Genomic DNA, 23,129 nt, shown 5'->3' with positions numbered 1-23,129 from the left:
ATGGCCGGTTCGCCTTTCACATCCGCCGCCCGACCGTGAACGCCCCCCACGACGACGCCTACCTCGGCAGCCTTCTGGCGCAGCAGCGCATCAGCATCCGCGGTGCGCGCACGCACAACCTCAAGAACGTCGACCTCGACATCCCGCGCAACAAGCTGGTGGTGATCACCGGCCTGTCGGGCTCGGGCAAGTCCAGCCTGGCCTTCGACACGCTGTATGCGGAGGGCCAGCGCCGCTATGTGGAAAGCCTGTCGGCCTATGCGCGGCAGTTTCTGCAGCTGATGGACAAGCCCGATGTGGACCTGATCGAGGGCCTGTCGCCCGCCATCAGCATCGAGCAGAAGGCCACCAGCCACAACCCGCGCTCCACGGTGGGCACGGTGACCGAGATCCACGACTACCTGCGCCTGCTGTACGCGCGCGCGGGCACGCCCTACTGCCCCGACCACCATCTGCCGCTGGCGGCGCAGACGGTGTCGCAGATGGTCGATTCGGTGCTGGCGATCCCGAACGAGCCGCGCTTGTTGATCCTGGCCCCCGTGGCGCGCGAGAAGAAGGGCGAGTTCGTCGAACTTTTTGCCGAGATGCAGGCCCAGGGCTATGTGCGCTTTCGCGTCGATGGCCAGACCTACGAATACAGCGACCTGCCCGCGCTCAAGAAAACCGAGAAGCACGACATCGACGTGGTGATCGACCGCCTGCGCGCGCGTGCCGACATGCAGCAGCGCCTGGCCGAAAGTTTTGAAGCCGCACTGCGCCTGGCCGATGGCCGCGCGATCGCACTGGAGATGGGCGGTGAAGGCAATGAAGACAAGGAGCACCTGTTCAACGCCAAGTTCGCCTGCCCGCTGTGCAGCTATTCGCTGGTGGAGCTGGAGCCGCGCCTGTTCTCCTTCAACTCGCCCGTGGGCGCCTGCCCCAGCTGCGACGGCATCGGCACGCGCGAGTTCTTCGATCCGGCGCGCGTGGTGGCCTTTCCTTCGCTGTCGCTGGCCAGCGGCGCCATCAAGGGCTGGGACCGGCGCAACGGCTACTACTTCAGCATGCTCGAAAGCGTGGCCAAGCACTACAAGTTCGACCTGGACGCGCCTTTCGAATCGCTGCCCGCTTCGGTGCAGCAGGTGCTGCTGCAGGGCTCGGCCGGTGAAGAGATCAAGTTCAGCTACACGCTGGAAAGCGGTGCCTCGGCCGGGCGCAAGCTGACGAAGAAGCACCCCTTCGAAGGCATCATCCCGAACATGGAGCGGCGCTACCGCGAGACCGATTCGGTGATGGTGCGCGAAGACCTGGCGCGCTTTCGCAACCTGCAGCCCTGCAATGACTGCGGCGGCTCGCGGCTGCGGCGCGAGGCACGCCACGTGTACCTGGTCGACGAGCGCCAGCCCGGCGAATCGGCGCAGATGCCGCTGTACCGCCTGAGCCACCTCACGCTCAAGGACAGCCTGACCTACTTCCAGTCGCTCAAGTTGCAAGGGGCCAAGGCCGAAATTGCCGACAAGGTGGTGCGCGAGATCGGTCTGCGCCTGAAGTTCCTCAACGACGTGGGCCTGAACTACCTGAGCCTGGACCGCAGCGCCGAAACGCTGTCGGGCGGCGAGGCCCAGCGCATCCGCCTGGCCTCGCAGATCGGCTCGGGCCTGACGGGCGTGATGTACGTGCTCGACGAGCCCAGCATCGGCCTGCACCAGCGCGACAACGACCGGCTGATCGGCACACTCAAGCATCTGCGCGACATCGGCAACAGCGTGATCGTGGTCGAGCACGACGAGGACATGATCCACGCGGCCGACCATGTGATCGACATGGGACCGGGCGCGGGCGTGCATGGCGGGCGCGTGATGGCGCAGGGCACGCACCAGGAGGTGGCAGCCAACCCGCAATCGCTCACGGGCCAGTACCTGAGCGGCGCGCGCAGCATCGCCGTGCCGGCGCGGCGCACGCCCTGGCTGCCGGTGGTCCGGAAGAAGGACGAGCCCGAGAAGAAGAAAGCCTCGAAGTTCCCGCCCAGCCCCGCGGCCGAACGCCGCGCCGCACGCGAGGCCCAGCACCTGGCCACGCAGGGCGCGCTACAGGAAATCCGCGTCGTCGGCGCCACGGGCAACAGCCTCAAGAACGTGAGCATCGGCTTTCCGGTGGGGCTGCTGACCTGCGTGACCGGCGTCTCGGGCTCGGGCAAGAGCACGCTGGTCAACGACACGCTCTACGCGGCCGTGGCACGCACGCTCTATCGCGCGCATGAGGAACCGGCGCCGCACGAGGCCGTGGAAGGCATCGAGTACTTCGACAAGGTCATCAACGTCGACCAGTCGCCCATCGGCCGCACGCCGCGCTCCAACCCCGCCACCTACACCGGCCTGTTCACGCCGATCCGCGAGCTGATGGCCGAGACCAACACCGCGCGCGAGCGCGGCTACGGCCCGGGGCGCTTTTCCTTCAACGTGGCCGGCGGGCGCTGCGAGGCCTGCCAGGGCGACGGCGTGGTGAAGGTGGAGATGCACTTCCTGCCCGACGTGTACGTGCCCTGCGAGGTCTGCCACGGCCAGCGCTACAACCGCGAGACGCTGGAGGTCCAGTACAAGGGCCGCAACATCGCGCAGATCCTCGAGATGACCGTGGAGGCCGCGCACGAATTCCTCAAGGCCGTGCCCACCATCGAGCGCAAGCTGCGCACCCTGCTGGACGTGGGCCTGAGCTACATCAAGCTGGGCCAGGCGGCCACCACGCTTTCGGGCGGCGAAGCGCAGCGCGTCAAGCTCGCGCTCGAACTCAGCAAGCGCGACACCGGCCGCACGCTCTACATCCTCGACGAGCCCACCACCGGCCTGCACTTCGCCGACATCGAGCTGCTGCTCAAGGTGCTGCACCAGTTGCGCGACGCGGGCAACACCATCGTCGTGATCGAGCACAACCTCGACGTGATCAAGACCGCGGACTGGGTGATCGACATGGGCCCCGAAGGCGGCGCCGGCGGCGGCCAAGTGGTGGTGGCCGGCACACCCGAGGACGTGGCGGCCTGCGAGGCCAGCCACACGGGGCGCTACCTCAGGCGGCTGCTGGCATCGCCCTGAGCGGCTGCTTCATCGCCAGAACGTGTTCTCTCAGGCCGTCGCCTCGTCGGCCTGACGCGCGCTGCGGTAATGGGCCGGCGGCTGACCCGTCCACTTGCGGAAGGCCTTGCGGAAGTTCGACGCGTCTGAGAAGCCCACGCGCTGAGCCACCTCTTCCACCGACAGCGTGGTCTGGCTCAGGAACTCGATGGCCAGCGCGGTGCGCACCTCGTCGATGATTTCCTGGTAGTGACGGCCGGTCTCCGTCAGGCGCCGCTGCAGGGTGCGCGCCGACAGGCCCAGGCGCTGCGCCATTTCGTCGAGCGCGGGGAACACGCCAAAGCTGTTGAAGCAGGCGGCGCGGATGCTGCGCTCCAGCTCCGACTCCTCGGGCAGGGTGCGCAGCAGGCGCTCGCACATGTCCTTGCACAGGTCGGCCGTGATCGGGTTGGCGTTGGGGCAGGGCACGCCCAGCACCGCGGCATCGAAGTGCCACTCCATGGTGTCGGCCCCGAAATGCACCGGGCAGCCGAAGACCTGCTCATAGGCCGCGGCATGCGCCGGCCGCGCATAGGGCAGCAGCAACTGGTGCGAAGGCAGCGGCGCTTCCAGCACGAGCGTGATCAGGCGCAGGATGGAAGAGAACCAGTACTCGCTCACCAGCGGCAGCAGCTCGCCCAGCGCGAAGGGGTCGCGGCCTTCGAAGATCGCGGTGCCGCCCTCGACGCGGAAGTGCTTCTCCAGCACCGGCCCGGCCAGCTTGATGTGCCGCACGCCCAGCGCCACGGCGTCGCCGAAGGTGGGGCTGCTGACCAGCGCATAGCCATAGACCCCGAAGTCGCTCAGGCGCTGGCGCGCGCCGGCGCGCAGGCCCAGGTCCGCCGCCGCGGACAGCCGCCGTGCGTTGCGAAAGATCGCCACCTTCTGTGACTGCGACATCCGCGCCTGCGGATCGGTGAACTGGCGGGGCGTCAGGCCCGTGCCCAGCAGCAGCGCCTGCGCCGGCACGCCCTGGGCGGCCAGCTCTGCCAGCAGCGCGCCCATGCCCAGCATGCTGTGCGCGGCCGCTTCATGGGGGTCGATGGCGTCCAGCCCGGAGACGGTGAGGTGCATGGGACTTTCCCTTGGATTTCTCGATTTGGCGCATTTTTACCCCCGCTTGGCGCGCTTGAACCTCGTGCAAACACGATCCCGTTTGCACACTGCGGCCCGCAATGCCCCGAAGACCCGGCCGCGCCCCGAACGCGCGGGCGCCGGGGATGGAGACAGACCCATGAACGACCGATCCCTTCCGGTGCACGACCCGGCCGCCGCGCGCATGCGCGAGCTGTTCTCGCAGCAGCAGGCCGCCTGCGCCCTCCACCCGTTCCCCGAAGCCGCACAGCGCCGGCAGTCCCTGCGCCGGCTGCGCCGCCAGCTGCAGCGCTACCAGGATCTGCTGGCCCAGGCCATGAGCCAGGACTTCGGCTTCCGCGCCCCGGCCGAATCCAAGATGCTGGACCTGCTGGGCTCCGTGCTGGAGATCAACCATGCGCTGTCGCACCTGGCGCGCTGGATGCGCCCGCGCCGGCGCCGGCCCGAGCTGCTGTTCATGAGCAACAGCCTGCGGGTCCACTACCAGCCCAAGGGCGTGGTGGGCGTGATCGTGCCGTGGAACTTCCCGCTCTACCTGGCGCTGGGGCCGCTGGCCGCGGCACTGGCCGCAGGCAACCGCGTGATGATCAAGATGCCCGAGGTGACGCCGGCCACCAATGCCCTGCTGCGCCGCCTGCTGGCCGAAGTCTTCGCCGAAGACGAGGTGGCCGTGGTGGGCGAGGAGCTGCAGGACCCCAACGCCTTCACCGCGCTGCCCTTCAACCACATCGTCTTCACGGGCTCGCCCGGCGTGGGCCGGGTGGTGATGCGCACCGCGGCCGAGAACCTGACGCCGGTGACGCTGGAGCTGGGCGGCAAGTCGCCCGCGGTGGTGCTGCGCGACTACCCCGTGGCGCAGGCCGCGCGCCGCATCGCGCACGGCAAGTCCACCAATGCCGGGCAGATCTGCGTGGCGCCCGACTACGCGCTGGTGCCGCGCGAAAGCGTGGGCGCGTTCGTGGCCGAGGTCAAGGCCACCTTCACGCAACTGTTCGGCGCCAGCGTGGCCGACTCGCACGACTACACCGCGGTGGTCAACGAGCGCCAGGCGCAGCGCCTGCAGGCCCTGCTGGACGACGCGCGCGACAAGGGCGCCGTCATCGAGGTCTGCGGCCGGGGCGGGCCCGGGCGGCGCATGCCGCTGCACATCGTCACGGGCCTGACGCCCCGCATGCGCCTGATGCACGAAGAGATCTTCGGCCCCATCCTGCCGGTGCTGCCCTACGACCGGCTGGACGACGCGCTGGCGCACATCCATGCAGGCCCGCGCCCGCTGGCCCTGTACTGCTTCAGCCACGACGCCGGCCAGCGCCGCGAGCTGCTGCGCCGCACCCACTCGGGCGGTGTCACCCTCAACGACTGGGGCTGGCACACCATCAACCATGACGCGCCCTTCGGCGGCATCGGCAATTCGGGCATGGGCAGCTACCACGGCGAGGAGGGATTTCGCGAGCTCTCGCACGCCAGGACGGTGTTCAAGCGGCATCGCTTCTTCCCCATCGACCTGTTCTACCCGCCCTATGGCAACTGGGCCCAGCGCCTGACGCTCAGGTTCTTCCTGGGCGAGGCGGACCCCGCGCTCGGCGCGGCCCCCGGCAACGACACCACCACCCCCACCCGCTGAAGGAGACCTGCGCCATGAGCGATTCACAGGAATTCGACTACGTCATCGTCGGTGCCGGCTCGGCCGGCTGCGTGCTGGCCTCGCGCCTGAGCGAGGACCCGCAGGTCAGCGTCTGCCTGCTCGAGGCGGGTGGGCCCGACAGCAGCGTGCTGATCCACGCACCCGCCGGCGTGGTGGCCATGATGCCCACCAAGATCAACAACTACGGCTACGAGACGGTGCCGCAGCCGGGGCTGAACGGCCGCCGCGGCTACCAGCCGCGCGGCAAGACGCTGGGCGGCTCCAGCTCGATCAACGCCATGCTGTACGTGCGCGGCCACCGCTGGGATTACGACCACTGGGCCTCGCTGGGCAACCCGGGCTGGCGCTACGACGAGGTGCTGCCCTACTTCAAGCGCTCCGAGCACAGCGAGACCCATCCGGCGGACCCCTTCCACGGCCAGGGCGGCCCGCTGAACGTGACCTATCCGCAGCACCGCAGCCCGCTCAACGCCATGTTCATCGCCGCCGCCGCGACGCAGGGCATCCGCCCCACGGCGGACTACAACGGCGCGCGGCAGGAAGGCGCCTTCTTCTACCAGGTGACGCAGAAGAACGGCGAGCGCTGCAGCGCCGCCAAGGGCTACCTCACGCCCCACCTGTCGCGCCCCAACCTGTCGGTGCGCACGCGCGCCGTCTCCGCGCGCATCCTCATGCAGGGCCGGCGCGCCACCGGCGTGGCCTACCACCAGGGCGGCGAACTCAGACAGGTGCATGCGCGGCGCGAAGTCATCGTCTCCTCCGGGGCCTTCGGCTCGCCGCAGCTGCTGATGCTCTCGGGCATCGGCCCGGCCGAGCATCTGCGCCAGCAGGGCATCGAGGTGGTGCAGCCGCTGGCCGGCGTGGGCCAGAACCTGCAGGACCACATCGACTACGTGCAGACCTGGCGCGTGGCCAGCGACACCCAGAGCTTCGGCGTTTCGGCCCGCGGCGGCGCCAGGATGACCGGCGCCATCCTGGAATGGCGCAAGCAGCGCACCGGCATGATCACCAGCCCCTTCGCCGAGGCCGGTGCCTTCTTCCGTTCGTCGCCCGACGTCCAGGTGCCCGACCTGCAGATGGTGTTCGTGCTGGCCATCGTCGACGACCACGCGCGCAAGATGCACATGGGCCACGGCATCTCCTGCCACGTCGACGTGCTGCGCCCCTACAGCCGCGGCGAGGTGCGCCTGCAAAGCGCCGATGCGCGCGAGGCACCGCTGATCGACCCGCGCTTCCTGAGCGACCCGCGCGACCTGGACCTGCTGGTGCGCGGCGCGCAGGTGCAGCAGCGCATCATGGAATCGGCCCCCTTCGACGCCGTGCGCGGCAAACAGCTCTACCCCACGCGCGCCGACGATCCCGCAGGCCTGGCCCAGGACATCCGCAACCGCGCCGACACGCAGTACCACCCCGTGGGCACCTGCAGGATGGGCCATGACCCCATGGCCGTGGTCGATGCGCGCCTGCGCGTGCACGGCGTGCAGGGCCTGCGCGTGGTCGACGCCTCGGTCATGCCCACGCTGGTGGGCGGCAACACCAACGCGCCCACCATCATGATCGCGGAGAAGGCCGTGGACATGATCCGCGAGGACGAACGCGCGGCGCGCACCGGCGCGGCCGCCCCGCTGGCGGGCTCGCCCGCGCCCGCGGGCCTGCAGGCGCAGCCCGCCTGAAGCGCGCGACGCCACAACCCCGCCCGCCCCTTTCCACCCCCCGAACCCACCCGCGATCCATGCCCATCCGCCCCTTCGCCCTGGCCGCCGCACTGGCCGTTCTGAGCACCGCCGCGCAGGCCCATGAGCCCAAGCCACCCACCGCCTTCACCACGCAGGCCAACCAGCGCTTCGGCGCCGCGCTGGCGCTGGGCCAGCCGCAGGACTTCGAGGACGCCTCGCGCGGGCTGGTCGCGCGCATGCCCGAAGGCCCCATCAAGGACGCGCAGGGCAACACCGTCTGGGACGGCCGCCAGTTCGCCTTCATCCAGGGCGAGGCGCCGGCCTCGGTCAACCCCAGCCTGTGGCGCCAGGAAACGCTGAACAACCAGGCCGGCGTGTTCAAGGTCACCGACGGCATCTGGCAGGTGCGCGGCTACGACCTGGCCAACATGACGCTGGTGGCCGGCAAGACCGGCTGGATCGTCATCGACCCGATGCTGACGGCCGAGCTGGCCAAGGCCACCTTCGACTTCGCCATGGACACACTGGGCCGCAAGCCCGTCGTGGCCGTGATCTACACCCACAGCCACGTCGACCACTTCGGCGGCGTGCGCGGCGTGGTCGACGAAGCCGACGTGCGCGCGGGCAAGGTGCCGGTGATCGCGCCCGACGGCTTCATGGACCACTCCATCGCCGAGAACGTGCTGGCCGGCAACGCCATGAGCCGGCGCGCCCACTACCAGTTCGGCGCCCCGCTGCCCTATGGCGAGCGCGGCGGCGTGGGCAGCGGCCTGGGCAAGGGCCTGAGCATCGGCAGCATGGGCCTGATCGCGCCTACCGACTATGTGAAGAAGACCGGCGAGGAGCGCATCGTCGACGGCCGCCGGATCGTGTTCCAGATGGCCAACGGCTCGGAAGCCCCTTCGGAATTCACCTTCTACCTGCCCGAGTTCAAGGCCCTGTGCCTGTCGGAGGTGGTGACGGCCAACATGCACAACATCTACACCGTGCGCGGCGCCAAGGCGCGCGACGCGCTGGGCTGGAGCAAGTACATCAACGAGATGATCGACTTCGCGCCCGAGGCGCAGGTGGCCTTTCGCAGCCACCACTGGCCGGTGTGGGGCGCGCAGCGCATCCGCGAGCACCTGGCCAGCCAGCGCGACATCTACCGCTACATGCACGACGCGGCCCTGAACCTGGCCAACAAGGGCGTGAAGATGGACGACCTGGGCAATGTGGACTTCATCCCCAAGGGGCTGCGCAACGACTTCTCCACCCGCGGCTACTACGGCACCATGAGCCACAACCTGCGCGGCGTCTACAACTTCTACCTGGGCTACTACGACAGCAACCCGGCCACGCTCAACCCGATGCCCGTGGCCGAGACCGCCCGGCGCTACGTGGCGGCGCTGGGCGGCGTCGATGCCGTGGTGCAGCGCGCCCGTGCCGCCTACGACGCCGGCGACTACCGCTGGGCCGCGGAGCTGAACAACCACGCCGTGATGGCCGCGCCCGGCCACGAGAAGGCGCGCCTGCTGCAGGCCGACGCGCTGGAACAGCTGGGCTACCAGGCCGAGTCGGGCGTGTGGCGCAACAGCTACCTCACGGCCGCGCAGGAGCTGCGCGAAGGCATCAAGAAGGTCCGCATCTCCACCCAGGGGCCGGACATGGTGCGCGGCATGACGCCCGAGCTGATCTTCGACTTCCTGGCCGTGCGCCTGAACCACCAGAAGGTGGATGGCCTGGCGCTGGGCATCCAGGTCAACTTCACCGACAGCCAGGAGACCTATGCGCTGGAGCTGTCGAACGCGGTGCTGCACAACACGCGGGGCCGCAAGCTGGCGGCGCCGCAGGCCACGCTGTCGCTCACGCGGCCGGCCTTCCTGAAGATGCTGCTGGCCAAGGTGCCGCTGCCGCAGCTGATCCAGGCCGGCGAGGCGCAACTGAGCGGCGACCCGAAGGCATTGGGCGCGATCTTCGCCAACCTCGAAGAGTTCGACCCGCTGTTCCCGATCGTCACCCCTTGAAGCGCCCCTGAAGGAAGGAGCAGAACCATGCAGGAAAAACCCTGGCTCGCCAGCTACCGCGAATTCGGCATCCCGGCCCGGCTCGGGCCGGCCTCGCACCCCAGCGTGACCGCCATGATGGAAGACGCCATGCGCCGCTACGCCGGCCAGAACGCCTTCCGCTCGCTGGGCCAGGCGCTCAGCTTTGCCGATGTGGACCGCCACTCGCGCAACTTCGCCGCCTGGCTGCAGGCCCAGGGCGTGCGCCAAGGCGACCGCGTGGCGGTGATGACGCCCAACATCCTGGCCTTCCCCATCGCCATGCTGGGCATCCTGCGCGCGGGGGCCGTGCAGGTGAACGTCAATCCGCTGTACACGCCGCGCGAGCTGGAGCACCAGCTCAACGACGCCGACGCGCAGACGCTGCTGATCTTCAACGGCGCCACGCCCGTCTTTGCCCAGGTGGCTGCCAGCACGCCGGTGCGCCGCGTGGTCACGGCCGGCCTGGGCCTGGCCAAGGACAGCGCGCTGCCCAGCCCGCCGGTGGACGCGCGCCTGGCCGAAGCCCTCAGCCTGGCCGACGTGCTGGCGGCCGGCGCGGCCCTGCCCTTCACGCCGGTCGAATCCGGCCCGGACGACCTGCTGTTCCTGCAGTACACCGGCGGCACCACCGGCCTTTCCAAGGGCGCTGCGCTCTCGCACGGCAACCTCGTGGCCAACTGCGCGCAGTTCGCGCTGTTCATGCCCGACGCGTGCCGGCCCGGGCGCGAAGTGGTGGTCACGGCCATTCCGCTGTATCACATTTTCGCGCTGATGGTGAACTTCATCAGCTACTTCAGCCTCGGCGCCGAGAACTGGCTGGTGGCCAATCCGCGCGACATGGACGCATTCGTGCAGACGCTGGCCCAGGCCCGCCCCACGGTGCTGACCGGCGTCAACACCCTGTACGCGGGCCTGACCCAGCACCCGGGGCTGGGCAAGGTGGACTGGTCGCACCTGCGCCTGGCCGCCGGCGGCGGGGCGGCCATCGTGCCCACGGTGTCGGCGCGCTGGCAGGCCATCACGGGCCAGATCATCCGGGAGGGCTACGGCCTGTCGGAGACCAGCCCGGTGCTGAGCTTCAACCCGCAGGCGGTCGGCGAGTTCACGGCCACCACCGGCCTGCCGCTGCCGGGCACCGACATCAAGCTGCTGGACGAGGCCAACCGCGAAGTGGGCCCGGGCGAGGCCGGCGAAGTCTGCGCCAGGGGGCCGCAGGTGATGCGCGGCTACTGGAACAAGCCCGAGGCCAACGCCGCTGCCTTCACCGCCGACGGCTACTTCCGCACCGGCGACGTGGGCGTGTTCGATGCGCGCGGCTTCCTGAAGATCGTGGACCGCAAGAAGGACATGATCATCGTCTCGGGCTTCAACGTGTACCCCAACGAGATCGAGGCCGTGGCCACCGCCTGCCCGGGCGTGGCCGAATGCGCCTGCATCGGCGTGCCGGACGAGCGCAGCGGCGAGGCCGTGCAGCTGTTCGTGGTGCCTGCCCCCGGCGCCACGCTGAGCGAGGACGAGGTGCTCGCGTTCTGCCGCCGCGAGCTGACCGGCTACAAGCTGCCGCGGCGCGTGACGCTGATCGACGCCCTGCCCAAATCCACCGTGGGCAAGATCCTGCGGCGCGAGCTGCGCGCCCACTGACCGAAGGCGGCGCGCCGCCAGCGCGCGCTCGGGCCGTCCGCTATGCTGGCCGGCCCATGAACCCCAACACCTCCTCGTGTCCCCGCATCGGCCTGGCCCTGGGCAGCGGCTCGGCGCGCGGCTGGTCGCACATCGGCGTGATCCGCGCGCTGGAAGAGGCGGGCTATGCGCCCGACGTGGTCTGCGGCACGTCCATCGGCGCGCTGGTGAGCGCGGTGCATGCGGCCGGCCGCCTGGACTGGCTGGACGGCTGGGTGCGCCGGCTCACCTGGCCGGGCGTGGTCTCGCTGCTCGACTTCCGGATGGGTGGCGGCCTCATCGAAGGCGCGCGCCTCACGGGCTTCTTCCGCGAGCATTTCGACGACCCGGGCATCGAAGGCCTGCCGCGCCCCTTCGCCTGCGTGGCCACCGAGCTGGGCACGGGCCGCGAAGTGTGGCTGCGCGAGGGGCCGGTGATCGACGCCGTGCGCGCCTCCATCGCGCTGCCGGGCCTGTTCACGCCCATGCAGCTGGACGGGCGGCTGCTGGTGGACGGCGGCCTGGTCAACCCCGTGCCGGTGTCGCTGTGCCGTGCCATGGGCGCCGAGGTGGTGATCGCCGTGGACCTGAACTGGGACCTGATCGGCCGCCGCGCGCGGGCCGAAGTCCAGACCGAAAGCGGCGGCCCGGCCGAGTCCGCGCCCTCGCTGCTCGGTGCGCCGTGGGCGGCGCTGCTGCAGCGCTTCAAGCCGCAGCCGCGCGCGGCCAGTGCGCAGGCGCTGCAGTCGCCGTCGATGATGGACGTGCTGACCACCAGCCTGAACATCATGCAGGTGCGCATCACCCAGAGCCGGCTGGCCGGCGAACCCGCCGACGTGCTGATCCGCCCGCGCCTGTCGGACATCGCGGCCATGGATTTCCACCGCGGCGCCCTGGCCATCGCGCAGGGCGAGGCGGCCGTGCGCCGCGCGCTGCCGATGCTGGCCGATGCGCTGGGGGAGCCCGGGCCGGCCCTGCCTGGGGCGTCGGATCTCAATGCATGAAAGGCGCGCCCGTGCGGCTGACCCCTCGCGCCGCCGCCAACGCCCCCACCGCAAGCGCCAGCGCGCGGATGCCGTCCTCGATCTGCGCGCCCGAAATGGATGACAGCCGCAGCCGGAACGAGGGGCAGGGATAGGGCGGCTGGTCGTAGAAGGCGCGGCCGGCCTCGATGAGCACGCCATGCGCGCGCGCCACGTCAGCCAGCTCGCCCGAATCCAGCCAGTCCGGCCCTTCGACCCACACCGAAGCTCCACCCTGGGGCAGTGTGAAGCGGAAGTCGGGCAGGTGCTGTGTCAGGGCGGCCGACACGCGCATCAGCCGCTCCTGCATGATCTGGTTCACGCGCCGCGCATGCGAGCCGTGATGCCCGAGCGACAGAAACAGCGCATAGGCATGCTGCAGGAAGGCGCTGGGGTGGCGCACCTGCGCATGGCGCAGCACGCGCAGCTCGGCGATCAACTCGCGCGGCGCCACGATGTAGCCCAGCCGCAGCGCGGGCGAAAGGCTCTTGGACAACGAGCCGATGTAGATCACGCGCCCGCTGGTGTCCAGACTCTTGAGCGCAGGCATGGGCGTGCCGGCGTACAGGTTCTCGGCCTCGTAGTCGTCCTCGATGACCACGAAGTCGTGCAGCTCCGCCTTGCGCAGAAGCCATTGCCGCCGCTCCAGGCTCAGCGTGCGCGTGGTGGGGCTCTGGTGCGAGGGGGTGACGAAGACGTAGTCCACCTCGGGCATGCCGTCGACCACCAGGCCCTCGTCGTCGACCGGGAGGTTGACCATCTGCGGCCCGCGCACCGAGAAGGAGTTGCGCGCGTGCGGATGGCCGGGCTCCTCGAAGCCGACGCGCGTGTGGCGATCGAACAGCGCCTCGGCCAGCAGGTAGCAGGCATGCTGCGAGCCGATGGTGACCAGGATCTCGTCGGCCAGTGCGTAGACGCCACGCTGCGGCAGCAGGCGCTGGCGGATCTGCGCCACCAGCTCCTGCACGTCCACCTGCTCGAAGTCCGGCGTCCAGTTCGGCAGCTGCACGCGCCCAAGGCTTCGGAGACAGCACTCCCGGAAGTCGTCGGTGGGGAACAACTCGGGGTCGTAGGTGCCGTAGATGAACTGATAAGGGTAGCGATGCCAGTCCTCGGGCTTGGCCAATGTGGGGCGCTCGGCCTGCGAGCGCAGCACGCGCCGACGCCACTCGGGCGGCCGCTGCCCGGAGCCCGCGCGGCCGCTGCGGAAAGGGTCCTCCTCCAGCGCCGCCTCCACGTCCGCGCGCGGCGCGCAGGCGTTGGCTGCCACGAACACGCCGCGCCGCGGGCGGGCCTCGAGGAAGCCCTCTTCCACCAGTTGTTCATAGGCCGCGGTGACGGTGTTGCGGCTCAGCGAGAGGGCCTGCGCCAGATCGCGTGAGGACGGCAGGGCAGCGCCCGCCGGCAGGCGACCGTCAAGGATGGCCTGCGTGATCACGGCGCGCAGCCGCACCTGGATGGGCAGGCCCGGTTGTTCGGGCAGGCGGAACAGGCGCGCCCACAGCGGCAGGTCGGCGTCGTACGAACGGTTCATGGCAGTAGCACGGGCCCGCACGCACGCCGAGCGGGCGCGCGCCCTGGCTTGGTGCATGGCTGGCGCCGCGTGGCTTGAACGATGGGAGGCATCTGGCTCTATGGCGTCAGTCGTGTGATTCCTAGACTGGATTGCATCTTTCGCGCCACCCGCAGCTTTTTCCTTTCTCATGTCCTCTTCCGATACTCCCGAGCCCAGCGTCCAGATGCTGGTCGCCTTCTCCGATGCGTGGAACCGCCACGACCTGCCCGCCCTGATGTCCTTCATGCACGCCGACTGCGTGTTCGAAACGGCTGCAGGCCCGCTGGCTTGCGGCACCCGCCATGAAGGCCATGCGGCCGTGGCCGTGGCCTTCGAGAGCGCCTGGAAGAACTTCCCCGATGCGCAATGGCGCAACGGCCGCCACTTCGTGGCGGGCGACCGTGGCGTTTCGGAATGGACCTTCACGGGCACGGCCGCCGACGGCGCACGCAGCGAGTCCGATGGCGTGGACCTGTTCACCTTCAAGGACGGAAAGATCCTCGTCAAGAACGTGTTCCGCAAGAACCGCCCCCTGCTGCCCAAGGCCTGAGGAGCGCCGCACCATGGCCTTCCACACGCCCCACGAAGTCTTCGCGCCCTACGACCCGGCCTACGACCCGCTGGTGTCCGAAGGCCCAGGTCGCAACCGCGACTACGCGCCCACCTGGTGGGCCGCCAGCGCCGGCACGCCACCCGACGACGATGGCCCCATCACACAGGACACCGATGCCGACGTGGTGATCATTGGTTCGGGCTTCACGGGCCTGGCCACGGCCCTGTTTCTGGCCAGGGAGCACGGCATCAAGGCCACGGTGCTGGAGGCCAACCGCGTGGCCTGGGGCTGCACCAGCCGCAACGGCGGCCAGGGGCAGAACGCCAGCGGCCGCCTATACCGCTCGCAGTGGATCGCCCGCTGGGGCCTGGACGTGGCGAAGAAGCTGGATGCGGAAATCCGCTGGGGCTTCGAGACCTTCAGCGATCTCGTCAAGCAGGTGGATTGCGACGCGGCTCCGGGCGGTCACCTCTTCGTCGCGCACCGCGAGAAGAAGATGGCGTTCCTGCGCGCCGAGACAGAGGTGATGCGCAAGCATTTCGGCTACGACGCGCGCATGCTCAGCCGCGAGGAAGTGCTGAACGACTGGTGCGGCGACCAGGACGCCAAGGGCGCGCAGTACGAATCCGAAGGCATCTCGGTGCATCCGCTCAAGCTGGCCCACGGCTACCTGAAGATGGCGCGCGAGCTGGGTGTGAAAGTGCACCCGGCCAGCCCCGTGACGGCCTGGGTCACGAAGAACGGCGTGCACCATCTGCGAACGCCCGGCGGCGAAGTGCGCGCGCGCGCCGTGGGCATCGCCACCGGTGCCTACACGGCGCCCGGCCTGCACGGCAGCCTGAAGAACCGCTACTTCCCCGTGTTGTCCAACTGCATGGTCACGCGCCCGCTGACCGACGCGGAACTGGCGGCGACCAACTTCAAGACCAAGATCGCCATCACCGACACGCGCACGCTGCGCTTCTACTACCGCCTGCTGGCCGGCAACCGGCTGCAGATCGGCAGCCGCAGTTCAATCACCGGTGCCGATGCGCACCGCGATTCGCACTACGAGCTGCTCACCAAGGGCATTGCACGCAAGTTCCCGGCGCTCGCGGGCATCCAGATCGACCACTCGTGGTGGGGCTGGGTGGACGTGAGCCACGACATGATGCCGCGCGTGTGGCAGCCCGACGCGAAGCAGCAGGTCTTCTACGCACTGGGCTACGGCGGCAACGGCGTGTCCTTCTCCGCGCACGCGGGCCGCCGCATGGCGCAGCGCATCGCCGGCCAGCCCGACCCGCTCTTCGGCCAGTTGCCCATCTACCGCGACGCCCTGCCCTTCCCGGCTCAGGGCGAGTGGGCCGCGCCCTTCCGGCGCCTGGGCCAGAGCGCGCTCTACAAGTGGTACTGGCTGCGCGACGAGGTGCTCTGAGCCAACCGACGCGCCCTCCGGAACGCGACTTGCACCGCCCCTGCATCCCCATTCTTCTTTCGACCTTGCGCCAGGAGCACTCCATGACTCTGACCTCCCTTCATCGCCGCACCGTGCTGGCAGTCGCGACGGCCGCCATGGCCTGCGGCAGCCTCCTGTCCCTGCCTGCCTTCGCACAGGACATCAAGAAAGGCGGCACGCTGGTGATCGGCAGCACCCAGGCCCCGCGCCACCTCAACGGCGGCGTGCAGTCGGGCATCGCCACCGCCGTGCCATCCACGCAGCTCTTCGCCAGCCCGCTGCGCTTCGACGACCAGTGGAAGCCGCAGCCCTATCTGGCCGAAAGCTGGAAGATGGCCGAGGACGGTAAAAGCCTGACGCTGAATCTGCGCAAGAACGCCCTCTTCCACGACGGCAAGCCCATCACCTCGGAAGACGTGGCCTTCTCGATCATGGCGATCAAGGCCAACCATCCCTTCTCCACCATGCTCGCCCCGGTGGAGAAGGTGGACACGCCCGATGCCCACACCGCCATCATCCGCATGGCCGTGCCGCACCCGGCCATCATCCTGGCCATGTCGCCGGCGCTTGCGCCCATCATGCCCAAGCATGTCTACGGCGATGGCACCGACCTCAAGAACCATCCGCGCAACGGCGCCGGCCTGGTCGGCTCCGGCCCCTACAAGCTGGCCGAATTCCGGCCCGGCCAGCGCGTGGTGATGGAGAAGTTCGACAAGTACTTCCTGGCAGGCAAGCCCTACCTGGACAAGATCATCCTGAACCTCTCGCCTGACACCCAGAACCTGGTGCTGGGCATGGAACGCGGCGACCTGCACATGCTCACCTTCGCCTCCGGTTCGGTGGACATGAAGCGCATGAAGGCCAACCCCAGGCTCAACGTCGAAAGCAAGGGCTACGAAGGCGTGGGTGCCATCAACTGGCTGGCCTTCAACACGACCAGAAAGCCGCTCAACGACGTGAACGTGCGCAAGGCCATCGCCTACGCGGTGGACAAGAACTTCATCACAAAGGCACTGATGGGCGGCTTCGCGACGGTGGAGGACGGCCCCATCATTTCCAGCAGCCCGTTCGCGGCGCCGGACGTGGTGAAGTACCCGCTGGACCTGAAGAAGTCGGCCCAGCTGCTGGACACCGCAGGCTTCAAGGCGGGCGCGGACGGCGAGCGCTTCAAGCTCACGGTGGACTACATTCCCGGCGGCGACGAGCAGCAGAAGAACGTCGCCGAGTACCTGCGCTCGCAGCTCAAGAAGGTGGGCATCGCGGTGGAAGTGCGGGCCTCGGCCGACTTCCCCGCCTGGGCCAAGCGCATCGCGGCCCACGACTTCGACATGACCATGGACTCGGTCTACAACTGGGCCGATCCGGTGATCGGCGTGCACCGCACCTACCTGTCGACCAACATCAAGCCCATCGTCTGGACCAACACCCAGGGCTACAGCAATCCCAAGGTGGACGAGCTGCTGAACGAGGCCGGCAAGATCACCGACACCACCAAGCGCAAGGCCTACTACGCCTCCTTCCAGAAGATCGTGACGGACGAGCTGCCGATCCTTTTCATCAACAAGATTCCGATGAACACGGTGACCAGCAAGCGCGTGGGCAACGTGCCGACGACCATCTGGGGCCCGATCTCCCCGATGGACGACGTGTTCCTGAAGTGAGCTGAAGCAAGAAAGGGAGAAGGACCATGCCGCCTGTAATTCGCATGATCGTGTCGCGCCTCGCGCCGTCGCTGCTGCTGGTGCTGGCCGTGGTGGTGCTCAACTTCGCGCTGGTGCATACGGCGCCGGGCGATCCGGTGGAAACCATCGCCGGCGCCAGCGGCGGCATGTCCGAGGAACTCAAGGCCGAGTTGCGCGCCGACTACGGGCTGGACAAGCCACTGCCCGTGCAACTGGGCGTGTACCTGAGTCGCGTGGTGCAGCTGGACCTGGGCCACTCCTACTTCTTCAACCTGCCGGTCACCGACCTGATCGCGGAGCGCGTGCCCGCCACGCTGCTGCTGGTGATCAGCTCGGTGCTGTGTGCCTTCCTCATCGGCACCGGGCTGGGCGTGCTTGCCGCGCGCAAGCCCAACGGCCTGCTGTCGCAGGCCATCACGGTGCTCTCGCTGGTGGGCTTCGCGGCGCCGGTGTTCTGGACCGGCCTGATGCTGATGCTGACCTTCGGCGCCTGGTGGCCCATCCTTCCGGTGTCGGACATGCAGTCCATCGATGGTCCCTATGGCGGCATCGCCGGCGTGCTGGACGTGCTGTGGCACCTGGTGCTGCCCATGGTCACGCTGTCGATGGTCTACCTGGCGCAGTACAGCCGGCTGGCGCGCGCCAGCATGCTCGAAGTGATGAGCGCGGACTTCATCCGCACCGCACGCGCCAAGGGCCTGGCCGACGGCGTGGTGCTCTACAAGCACGCGCTGCGCAACGCCATCCTTCCTGTGGTCACCATCCTGGGCCTGCAGTTCGGCAACGTGCTGGCCGGCGCCATCCTGGTCGAGACGGTCTTCAACTGGCCAGGCCTGGGCCGCCTGGCCTTCGAGTCGGTGCTGCGACGCGACTACCCCACCATCCTCGGCGTGCTGCTGCTGTCGGCCGTGGTGGTGCTGGTGATGAACCTGCTCACCGACCTGTGCTACCGCCTGGTCGATCCCCGCATCCAGAAGCGCTGAGAGACGCGCGCGCTGCCATGCCCTCCTCTTCCCCCACCCTGACCCTCGCCCGCCCCGCGGCCCTGCCGCCGATGGCGGCACCTTCGCCGCTGCGCGAGGCCCTGCGCATGTTCATGCGCAACCCCTCGGCCGTGGCCGGCCTGAGCCTGCTGGTGCTCATCGTGCTGGTGTCCGTGCTGGGCCCCTGGCTGGTGCCGGCCGACCCCTTCGAGATCGTCGCGGCGCCCCTGTCGCCGCCAGGCTCCGAGGACGCCTGGCTGGGCACCGACCACATGGGCCGCAGCGTGGGCATCGCGCTGCTGCACGGCGGCCGTGCCACCTTGCTGGTGGGCACGGTAGCGGCCCTGCTGTCGGTGAGCATTGGCGTGACGCTGGGCGCGATGTCCGGCTACTACGGCGGCCGCATCGACGCCACGCTGTCGCGCGTGACCGAGTTCTTCCAGGTACTGCCTGCGCTGCTGTTCGCGATGGTGGTGGTCACGCTGTTCTCGCCCAGCCTGCTGACGGTGACGCTGTCCATCGGCCTGGTGAGCTGGCCCGCCACCGCCCGCCTGGCGCGCGCCGAGTTCATGAAGGTGCGCGACCTGGAGTTCGTGCGCGCCGAGCGCTCCATCGGCGCCCGCGACGCCCGCATCATCTGGAAGGTGATCCTGCCCAACTGCATCGCGCCGCTGGTGGTGTCGGCCACGCTGGCCATCGGCTCGGCCATCCTGTTCGAGGCCGGCCTGTCCTTCCTGGGCCTGGGCGATCCGAACCAGATGAGCTGGGGCCTGATGCTGGGCTCGAGCCGCCAGTACGTGCTGTCGGCCTGGTGGTCGGTGGTGATTCCGGGCACGGCGATCTTCCTGACCGTGCTGGCCGTGAGCCTGGTGGGCGACGGCCTCAACGATGCACTGAATCCCAAGCTGCGGGAGCGATGAGATGAGCACCTCCACCCCTCCAGTCCTGAAGGTCGACGACGTGCGCGTCGAGTTCAACACCCGGCGCGGCCAGGCCATGGTCCTCAATGGCGTGAGCTTCGAGGTGCATGCCGGCGAGACGCTGTGCGTGGTCGGCGAATCGGGCTGCGGCAAGAGCATGACGGCGCTCACGCTGCTGGGCCTGGTGCCGCAGCCGCCGGGCCGCGTGAGCGGCGGGCGCGTGCTGTTCGGCGATGAAGACCTGCTGCAGGTCACGCCCCAGCGCATGCGCGAGGTGCGCGGCAACCGCATCTCGATGATCTTCCAGGAACCGATGACCTCACTCAACCCGGTGTTCACCGTGGGAGAGCAGATCGCCGAGTCGCTGCGCCTGCATGCGGGCCTGGACCGTGCCGCGGCCCATGCGCGCGCCATCGAGATGCTGCGTCAGGTGGGCATTCCGGCACCCGATCGGCGTGTTCACGAATACCCGCACCAGCTCTCGGGCGGCATGCGCCAGCGCGTGATGATCGCCATCGCGCTGGCCTGCCGGCCCGACATCCTGATCGCCGACGAACCCACCACTGCCCTCGACGTGACGGTGCAGGCGCAGATCTTCGACCTGCTGCGCGAGCTTCAGCGCGAGCGTGACACGGCGATCCTGCTGATCACGCACGACATGGGCGCCGTGGCCGAAATGGCCGACCGCGTGATCGTGATGTATGCGGGCCGCGTGATCGAGCAGGGCACCACCGCCCAGGTGCTGGAGACGCCGCAGCACCCCTACACGCAGGGCCTGATCGCCTGCCTGCCCGAGCTGGGCAGCAGCCAGCAGGGCGAGCGCGAAGAGCTGGCCGAGATCCCGGGCGTGGTGCCCTCGCTGTGGGAGCTGGGCAGCGGCTGTGCGTTCCGGGAGCGCTGCCCGCATGCTCACGCGCGCTGCGCCGAGGCGGTACCGCCCATCACCGCCGTGGCTGGCCCAGCGCAGGCCGGGCATGGCGCGGCCTGCTGGCTGCTGAGCGAATCCGCCCACCCTGCGCAAGAGGTCGCTGCATGACCGAGCCGATCCCCTTTCCCAAGATGAGTCCCAGTTCAGAACCCCAGGCCCCCGTGCTGCTGTCCGTCACCGACCTGAAGGTGCACTTCCCGCGGCCGCGCAGCAGCTTCGGTGCTGCGCCGGAGGTGGTGCGAGCCGTCGATGGCGTGAACTTCGAGGTGCGGCGCGGCACCACGCTTGCCGTGGTCGGCGAATCGGGCTCGGGCAAGACCACCACGGCCCTGGCCGTGATGCGGCTCGCGCCCATCACCAGTGGCAGCGTGCGCCTGGGCGTGACCGACCTGAGCCTGCTGCCCGACGAAGCCATGCGCCAGGCGCGCCGCCGCGTGCAGATGATCTTCCAGGACCCGTACTCCTCGCTCAACCCGCGCCAGCGCGTGGGCGAGGCGGTGCGTGCGCCGCTGGACCTCATGAACATCGGCACCAAGACCGAACGTGCCGCGCGCGTGGACGAGCTGTTCACGGCCGTGGGGCTGCGGCCCGAGCAGCAGCAGCTGTTCCCGCACCAGTTCTCGGGCGGGCAGCGCCAGCGCATCAACATCGCCCGCGCGCTGGCCACGAACCCCGAGCTGGTGGTGTGCGACGAGCCGGTGTCGGCCCTGGACATCGCGATCCGCGCGCAGATCCTGAACCTGCTGGCGCGGCTGCAGCGCGAGCTGGGCCTGACCTACCTCTTCATCTCGCACGACATGGCAGTGGTGGAACACATCTGCGACGAGATCGCCGTGATGTACCTGGGCCAGATCGTCGAGCGCGCGCCGCGCCAGACCTTCTTCTCGCGTCCGCTGCACCCCTACAGCGTGGCGCTGATGTCGGCCGTGCCCACCGTCAAGGGCGGGCGCTCTCGGGCCGCGCAGCGCATCAAGCTGGCCGGTGATCCGCCCAGCCCCATCAACCCGCCCGCGGGTTGTCGCTTTGCCGGCCGCTGCCCGGCTGCCGGCCCCGGCTGCGACCAGCCGCAGACGCTGCGCGAAGTGCAGCGCGGCCACTGGGTGGCCTGCCACCGCGTCGAGTCCGTCGCCGGCCTGCCCACGGGCCCGCTGCAGCTGCCGGCGGCCGCCTGAACCGCGCTCTTCCGTATCACCCTCTTTTTTCACCGCTCCCATGACCATCACCGTCTTCCAGGCCCGCAAGATCCTCACCATGAACCCGCAGCAGCCCGAAGCCACCCATGTGGCCGTGCGCGACGGCCGCGTGCTGGCCGTGGGCGACCTGGCCCGCATGCAGGCCCTGGGCGAATTCACGCTTGATGCGCGCTATGCCGAGCAGGTGCTGATGCCCGGCCTGGTCGAAGGCCACTGCCACCTGATGGCCGGCGGGCTGTGGAAGTTCAGCTTCGTGGGCTACCACGCACGGACCTCGCCCGACGGCAGGGTCTGGGAAGGCTGCCGCAACTTCGACGAAGTGATCGCTCGGCTGCAGCAAGCCGATCAGGCGATGGCCGACCCCGAAGCGCCGCTGCTGGCCTGGGGTTTTGACCCGCTGTTCTTCGGCACCGAGCGCATGACCGTGGCGCACCTGGACCAGGTCAGCACACGCCGCCCCGTGGTGGTGATGCACGCGAGCCAGCATCTGATGAACGTCAACAGCGCGGCCCTGGCCGGCGCCGGCATCACGCGCGACACCGACATCGAAGGCATCGCCCGCTTCGAGGGCGGCGAACCCACGGGCGAGTTGCAGGAGTTCGCGGCGATGTTCCCGGTGAACCGGCTGGTGGGCAATGCCTTCCGCATCACCGTGTCGGACCCCGAGAGCCTGCGCATGTTCGGGCAGATGGCGCAGCTGGCCGGCGTGACGACGGCCACGGACCTGGTCAACGACCTGTCGGACGCCAATGCCGAGGCCTTCGCGCAGGTCACGGGCGAGCCCGGCTACCCCGTGCGCCTGGTGCCGGCCTACGTCAACATGTACGGCAACACCACCGCGGCACAGGGCGCCGAGCGCGTGCGCAGTCGAATGCAGGCCGGCAATGACAAGCTGCACTACGGGCTGGTCAAGATCGTGGCCGACGGCTCGATCCAGGGCTTCACGGCCCGGCTGCTGTGGCCCGGCTATCACAACGGCGCGCCCAACGGCATCTGGATCCTGCCTCCGGCCGAGCTGAAGACCACCATCCGTGAGTTCCACGCCCAGGGCCTGCAACTGCACATCCACACCAACGGCGACGAGGCCACCGAGGTGGTGCTCGATGCCATCGAGGAAGCCCTGGCCGCGCACCCGCGCTGGGATCACCGCCACACGCTGCAGCACTGCCAGATGGCCAACGAGGCGCAGTTCCGGCGCATGGCGCGGCTGGGCATGTGTGCCAACCTGTTCTCCAACCACATCTTCTACTGGGGCGACGCGCACCGCGAACAGACCATGGGCCCCGACCGCGCCCTGCGCATGGACGCCTGCGCCACCGCGCTGCGCCACGGCGTGCCCATGGCCATCCATTCCGATGCGCCCATCACGCCGCTGGGGCCGCTGTTCACCGCCTGGTGCGCCGTCAACCGGCTCACTTCCAGCGGCCAGCAACTGGGGGCAGCCGAATGCATCTCGGTGCCGGACGCGCTCTACGCCATCACCATGGGGGCGGCCTTCACGCTGTCCATGGACCACCTGGTGGGGTCCATCGAGATCGGCAAGTTCGCCGACTTCTGCGTGCTGGCCGAGGATCCGCTGGAAGTGGCGCCCCAGGCGCTCAAGGACGTGGCCGTGCTGGGCACCGTGGTGGGCGGCCAGCCGCTGTCCCTGCCGGGCCGCGCCTGAGCGA

At 69.3% G+C, this 23,129-nt stretch carries 16 protein-coding genes; 14 read left to right on the top strand and 2 right to left on the bottom strand.

Annotated features, from left to right (window positions below; genetic code table 11):
* Window positions 1–35 precede the first annotated feature (35 nt).
* Window positions 36–3,068, top strand: coding sequence for an excinuclease ABC subunit UvrA (gene uvrA / locus PGB34_RS19675; protein WP_271429804.1), 3,033 nt, complete (start codon window positions 36–38; stop codon window positions 3,066–3,068).
* A 30-nt stretch (window positions 3,069–3,098) separates the two neighbouring features.
* On the opposite strand, the gene PGB34_RS19670 is transcribed toward uvrA, so the two are convergent.
* Window positions 3,099–4,160: an AraC family transcriptional regulator gene (locus tag PGB34_RS19670; protein ID WP_271429803.1), complete on the bottom strand. Its 1,062-nt coding sequence runs from the start codon at window positions 4,158–4,160 to the stop codon at window positions 3,099–3,101.
* Window positions 4,161–4,320: 160 nt separating this feature from the next.
* On the opposite strand from PGB34_RS19670, the gene PGB34_RS19665 reads away from it, so the two are divergent.
* Genes PGB34_RS19665 through PGB34_RS19645 form a run of 5 tightly spaced genes read left to right on the top strand, consistent with a single transcriptional unit; the run spans window position 4,321 to window position 12,192 of the window.
* The gene (locus PGB34_RS19665) at window positions 4,321–5,805 is read left to right on the top strand and encodes a coniferyl aldehyde dehydrogenase (protein WP_271429802.1); all 1,485 of its coding nucleotides are present in this window, start codon (window positions 4,321–4,323) and stop codon (window positions 5,803–5,805) included.
* Window positions 5,806–5,819: 14 nt separating this feature from the next.
* A complete protein-coding gene (locus PGB34_RS19660; RefSeq protein WP_271429801.1) occupies window positions 5,820–7,499 on the top strand; it encodes a GMC family oxidoreductase in 1,680 nt (559 codons plus the stop codon).
* Window positions 7,500–7,558: 59 nt separating this feature from the next.
* Window positions 7,559–9,508, top strand: a complete 1,950-nt coding sequence (locus tag PGB34_RS19655; protein WP_271429800.1) for an alkyl/aryl-sulfatase — start codon at window positions 7,559–7,561, stop codon at window positions 9,506–9,508.
* 27 nt (window positions 9,509–9,535) lie between these two features.
* Window positions 9,536–11,170 carry an AMP-binding protein gene (locus tag PGB34_RS19650; protein WP_271429799.1) on the top strand — a complete coding sequence of 545 codons (1,635 nt, stop codon included), beginning with the start codon at window positions 9,536–9,538 and terminating at the stop codon, window positions 11,168–11,170.
* Between the two features lie 56 nt (window positions 11,171–11,226).
* Window positions 11,227–12,192: a patatin-like phospholipase family protein gene (locus tag PGB34_RS19645; protein ID WP_271429798.1), complete on the top strand. Its 966-nt coding sequence runs from the start codon at window positions 11,227–11,229 to the stop codon at window positions 12,190–12,192.
* On the opposite strand, the gene pdxR is transcribed toward PGB34_RS19645, so the two are convergent.
* On the bottom strand, window positions 12,182–13,744 hold the full coding sequence (pdxR, locus tag PGB34_RS19640; RefSeq protein ID WP_271429797.1) for a MocR-like pyridoxine biosynthesis transcription factor PdxR: 1,563 nt from the start codon (window positions 13,742–13,744) through the stop codon (window positions 12,182–12,184). The genes PGB34_RS19645 and pdxR overlap by 11 nt on opposite strands.
* 169 nt (window positions 13,745–13,913) lie before the next feature.
* Here pdxR and PGB34_RS19635 point away from each other — a divergent pair, with 169 nt between their 5' ends.
* The 8 genes from PGB34_RS19635 to PGB34_RS19600 all read left to right on the top strand — a co-directional run bounded on the left by PGB34_RS19635 (window position 13,914) and on the right by PGB34_RS19600 (window position 23,125).
* Window positions 13,914–14,315 (top strand): nuclear transport factor 2 family protein, encoded by a 402-nt coding sequence (locus PGB34_RS19635; RefSeq protein ID WP_271429796.1) that lies wholly within the window; start codon window positions 13,914–13,916, stop codon window positions 14,313–14,315.
* A 13-nt stretch (window positions 14,316–14,328) separates the two neighbouring features.
* Window positions 14,329–15,732: an NAD(P)/FAD-dependent oxidoreductase gene (locus PGB34_RS19630; RefSeq protein WP_271429795.1), complete on the top strand. Its 1,404-nt coding sequence runs from the start codon at window positions 14,329–14,331 to the stop codon at window positions 15,730–15,732.
* Between the two features lie 83 nt (window positions 15,733–15,815).
* Window positions 15,816–17,414: an ABC transporter substrate-binding protein gene (locus tag PGB34_RS19625; protein ID WP_408647926.1), complete on the top strand. Its 1,599-nt coding sequence runs from the start codon at window positions 15,816–15,818 to the stop codon at window positions 17,412–17,414.
* Window positions 17,415–17,440: 26 nt separating this feature from the next.
* A complete protein-coding gene (locus PGB34_RS19620; protein WP_271429794.1) occupies window positions 17,441–18,418 on the top strand; it encodes an ABC transporter permease in 978 nt (325 codons plus the stop codon).
* A 17-nt stretch (window positions 18,419–18,435) separates the two neighbouring features.
* Window positions 18,436–19,338 carry an ABC transporter permease gene (locus tag PGB34_RS19615; protein ID WP_408647925.1) on the top strand — a complete coding sequence of 301 codons (903 nt, stop codon included), beginning with the start codon at window positions 18,436–18,438 and terminating at the stop codon, window positions 19,336–19,338.
* A gap of 1 nt (window position 19,339) precedes the next feature.
* Complete coding sequence (locus PGB34_RS19610; protein WP_271429793.1) at window positions 19,340–20,374, top strand: ABC transporter ATP-binding protein; 1,035 nt, start codon at window positions 19,340–19,342, stop codon at window positions 20,372–20,374.
* Complete coding sequence (locus PGB34_RS19605; protein ID WP_271429792.1) at window positions 20,371–21,438, top strand: ABC transporter ATP-binding protein; 1,068 nt, start codon at window positions 20,371–20,373, stop codon at window positions 21,436–21,438. The genes PGB34_RS19610 and PGB34_RS19605 overlap by 4 nt, the downstream gene beginning before the upstream one ends.
* 40 nt (window positions 21,439–21,478) lie before the next feature.
* On the top strand, window positions 21,479–23,125 hold the full coding sequence (locus PGB34_RS19600; protein ID WP_271429791.1) for an amidohydrolase: 1,647 nt from the start codon (window positions 21,479–21,481) through the stop codon (window positions 23,123–23,125).
* Window positions 23,126–23,129 lie beyond the last annotated feature (4 nt).

This window comes from Xenophilus arseniciresistens (genome assembly GCF_028023875.1).
Lineage (GTDB): Bacteria > Pseudomonadota > Gammaproteobacteria > Burkholderiales > Burkholderiaceae_C > Xenophilus > Xenophilus arseniciresistens.
Note: the sequence above shows the minus strand (reverse complement) of the source record. Positions and strands in the feature narration are given on the sequence as shown.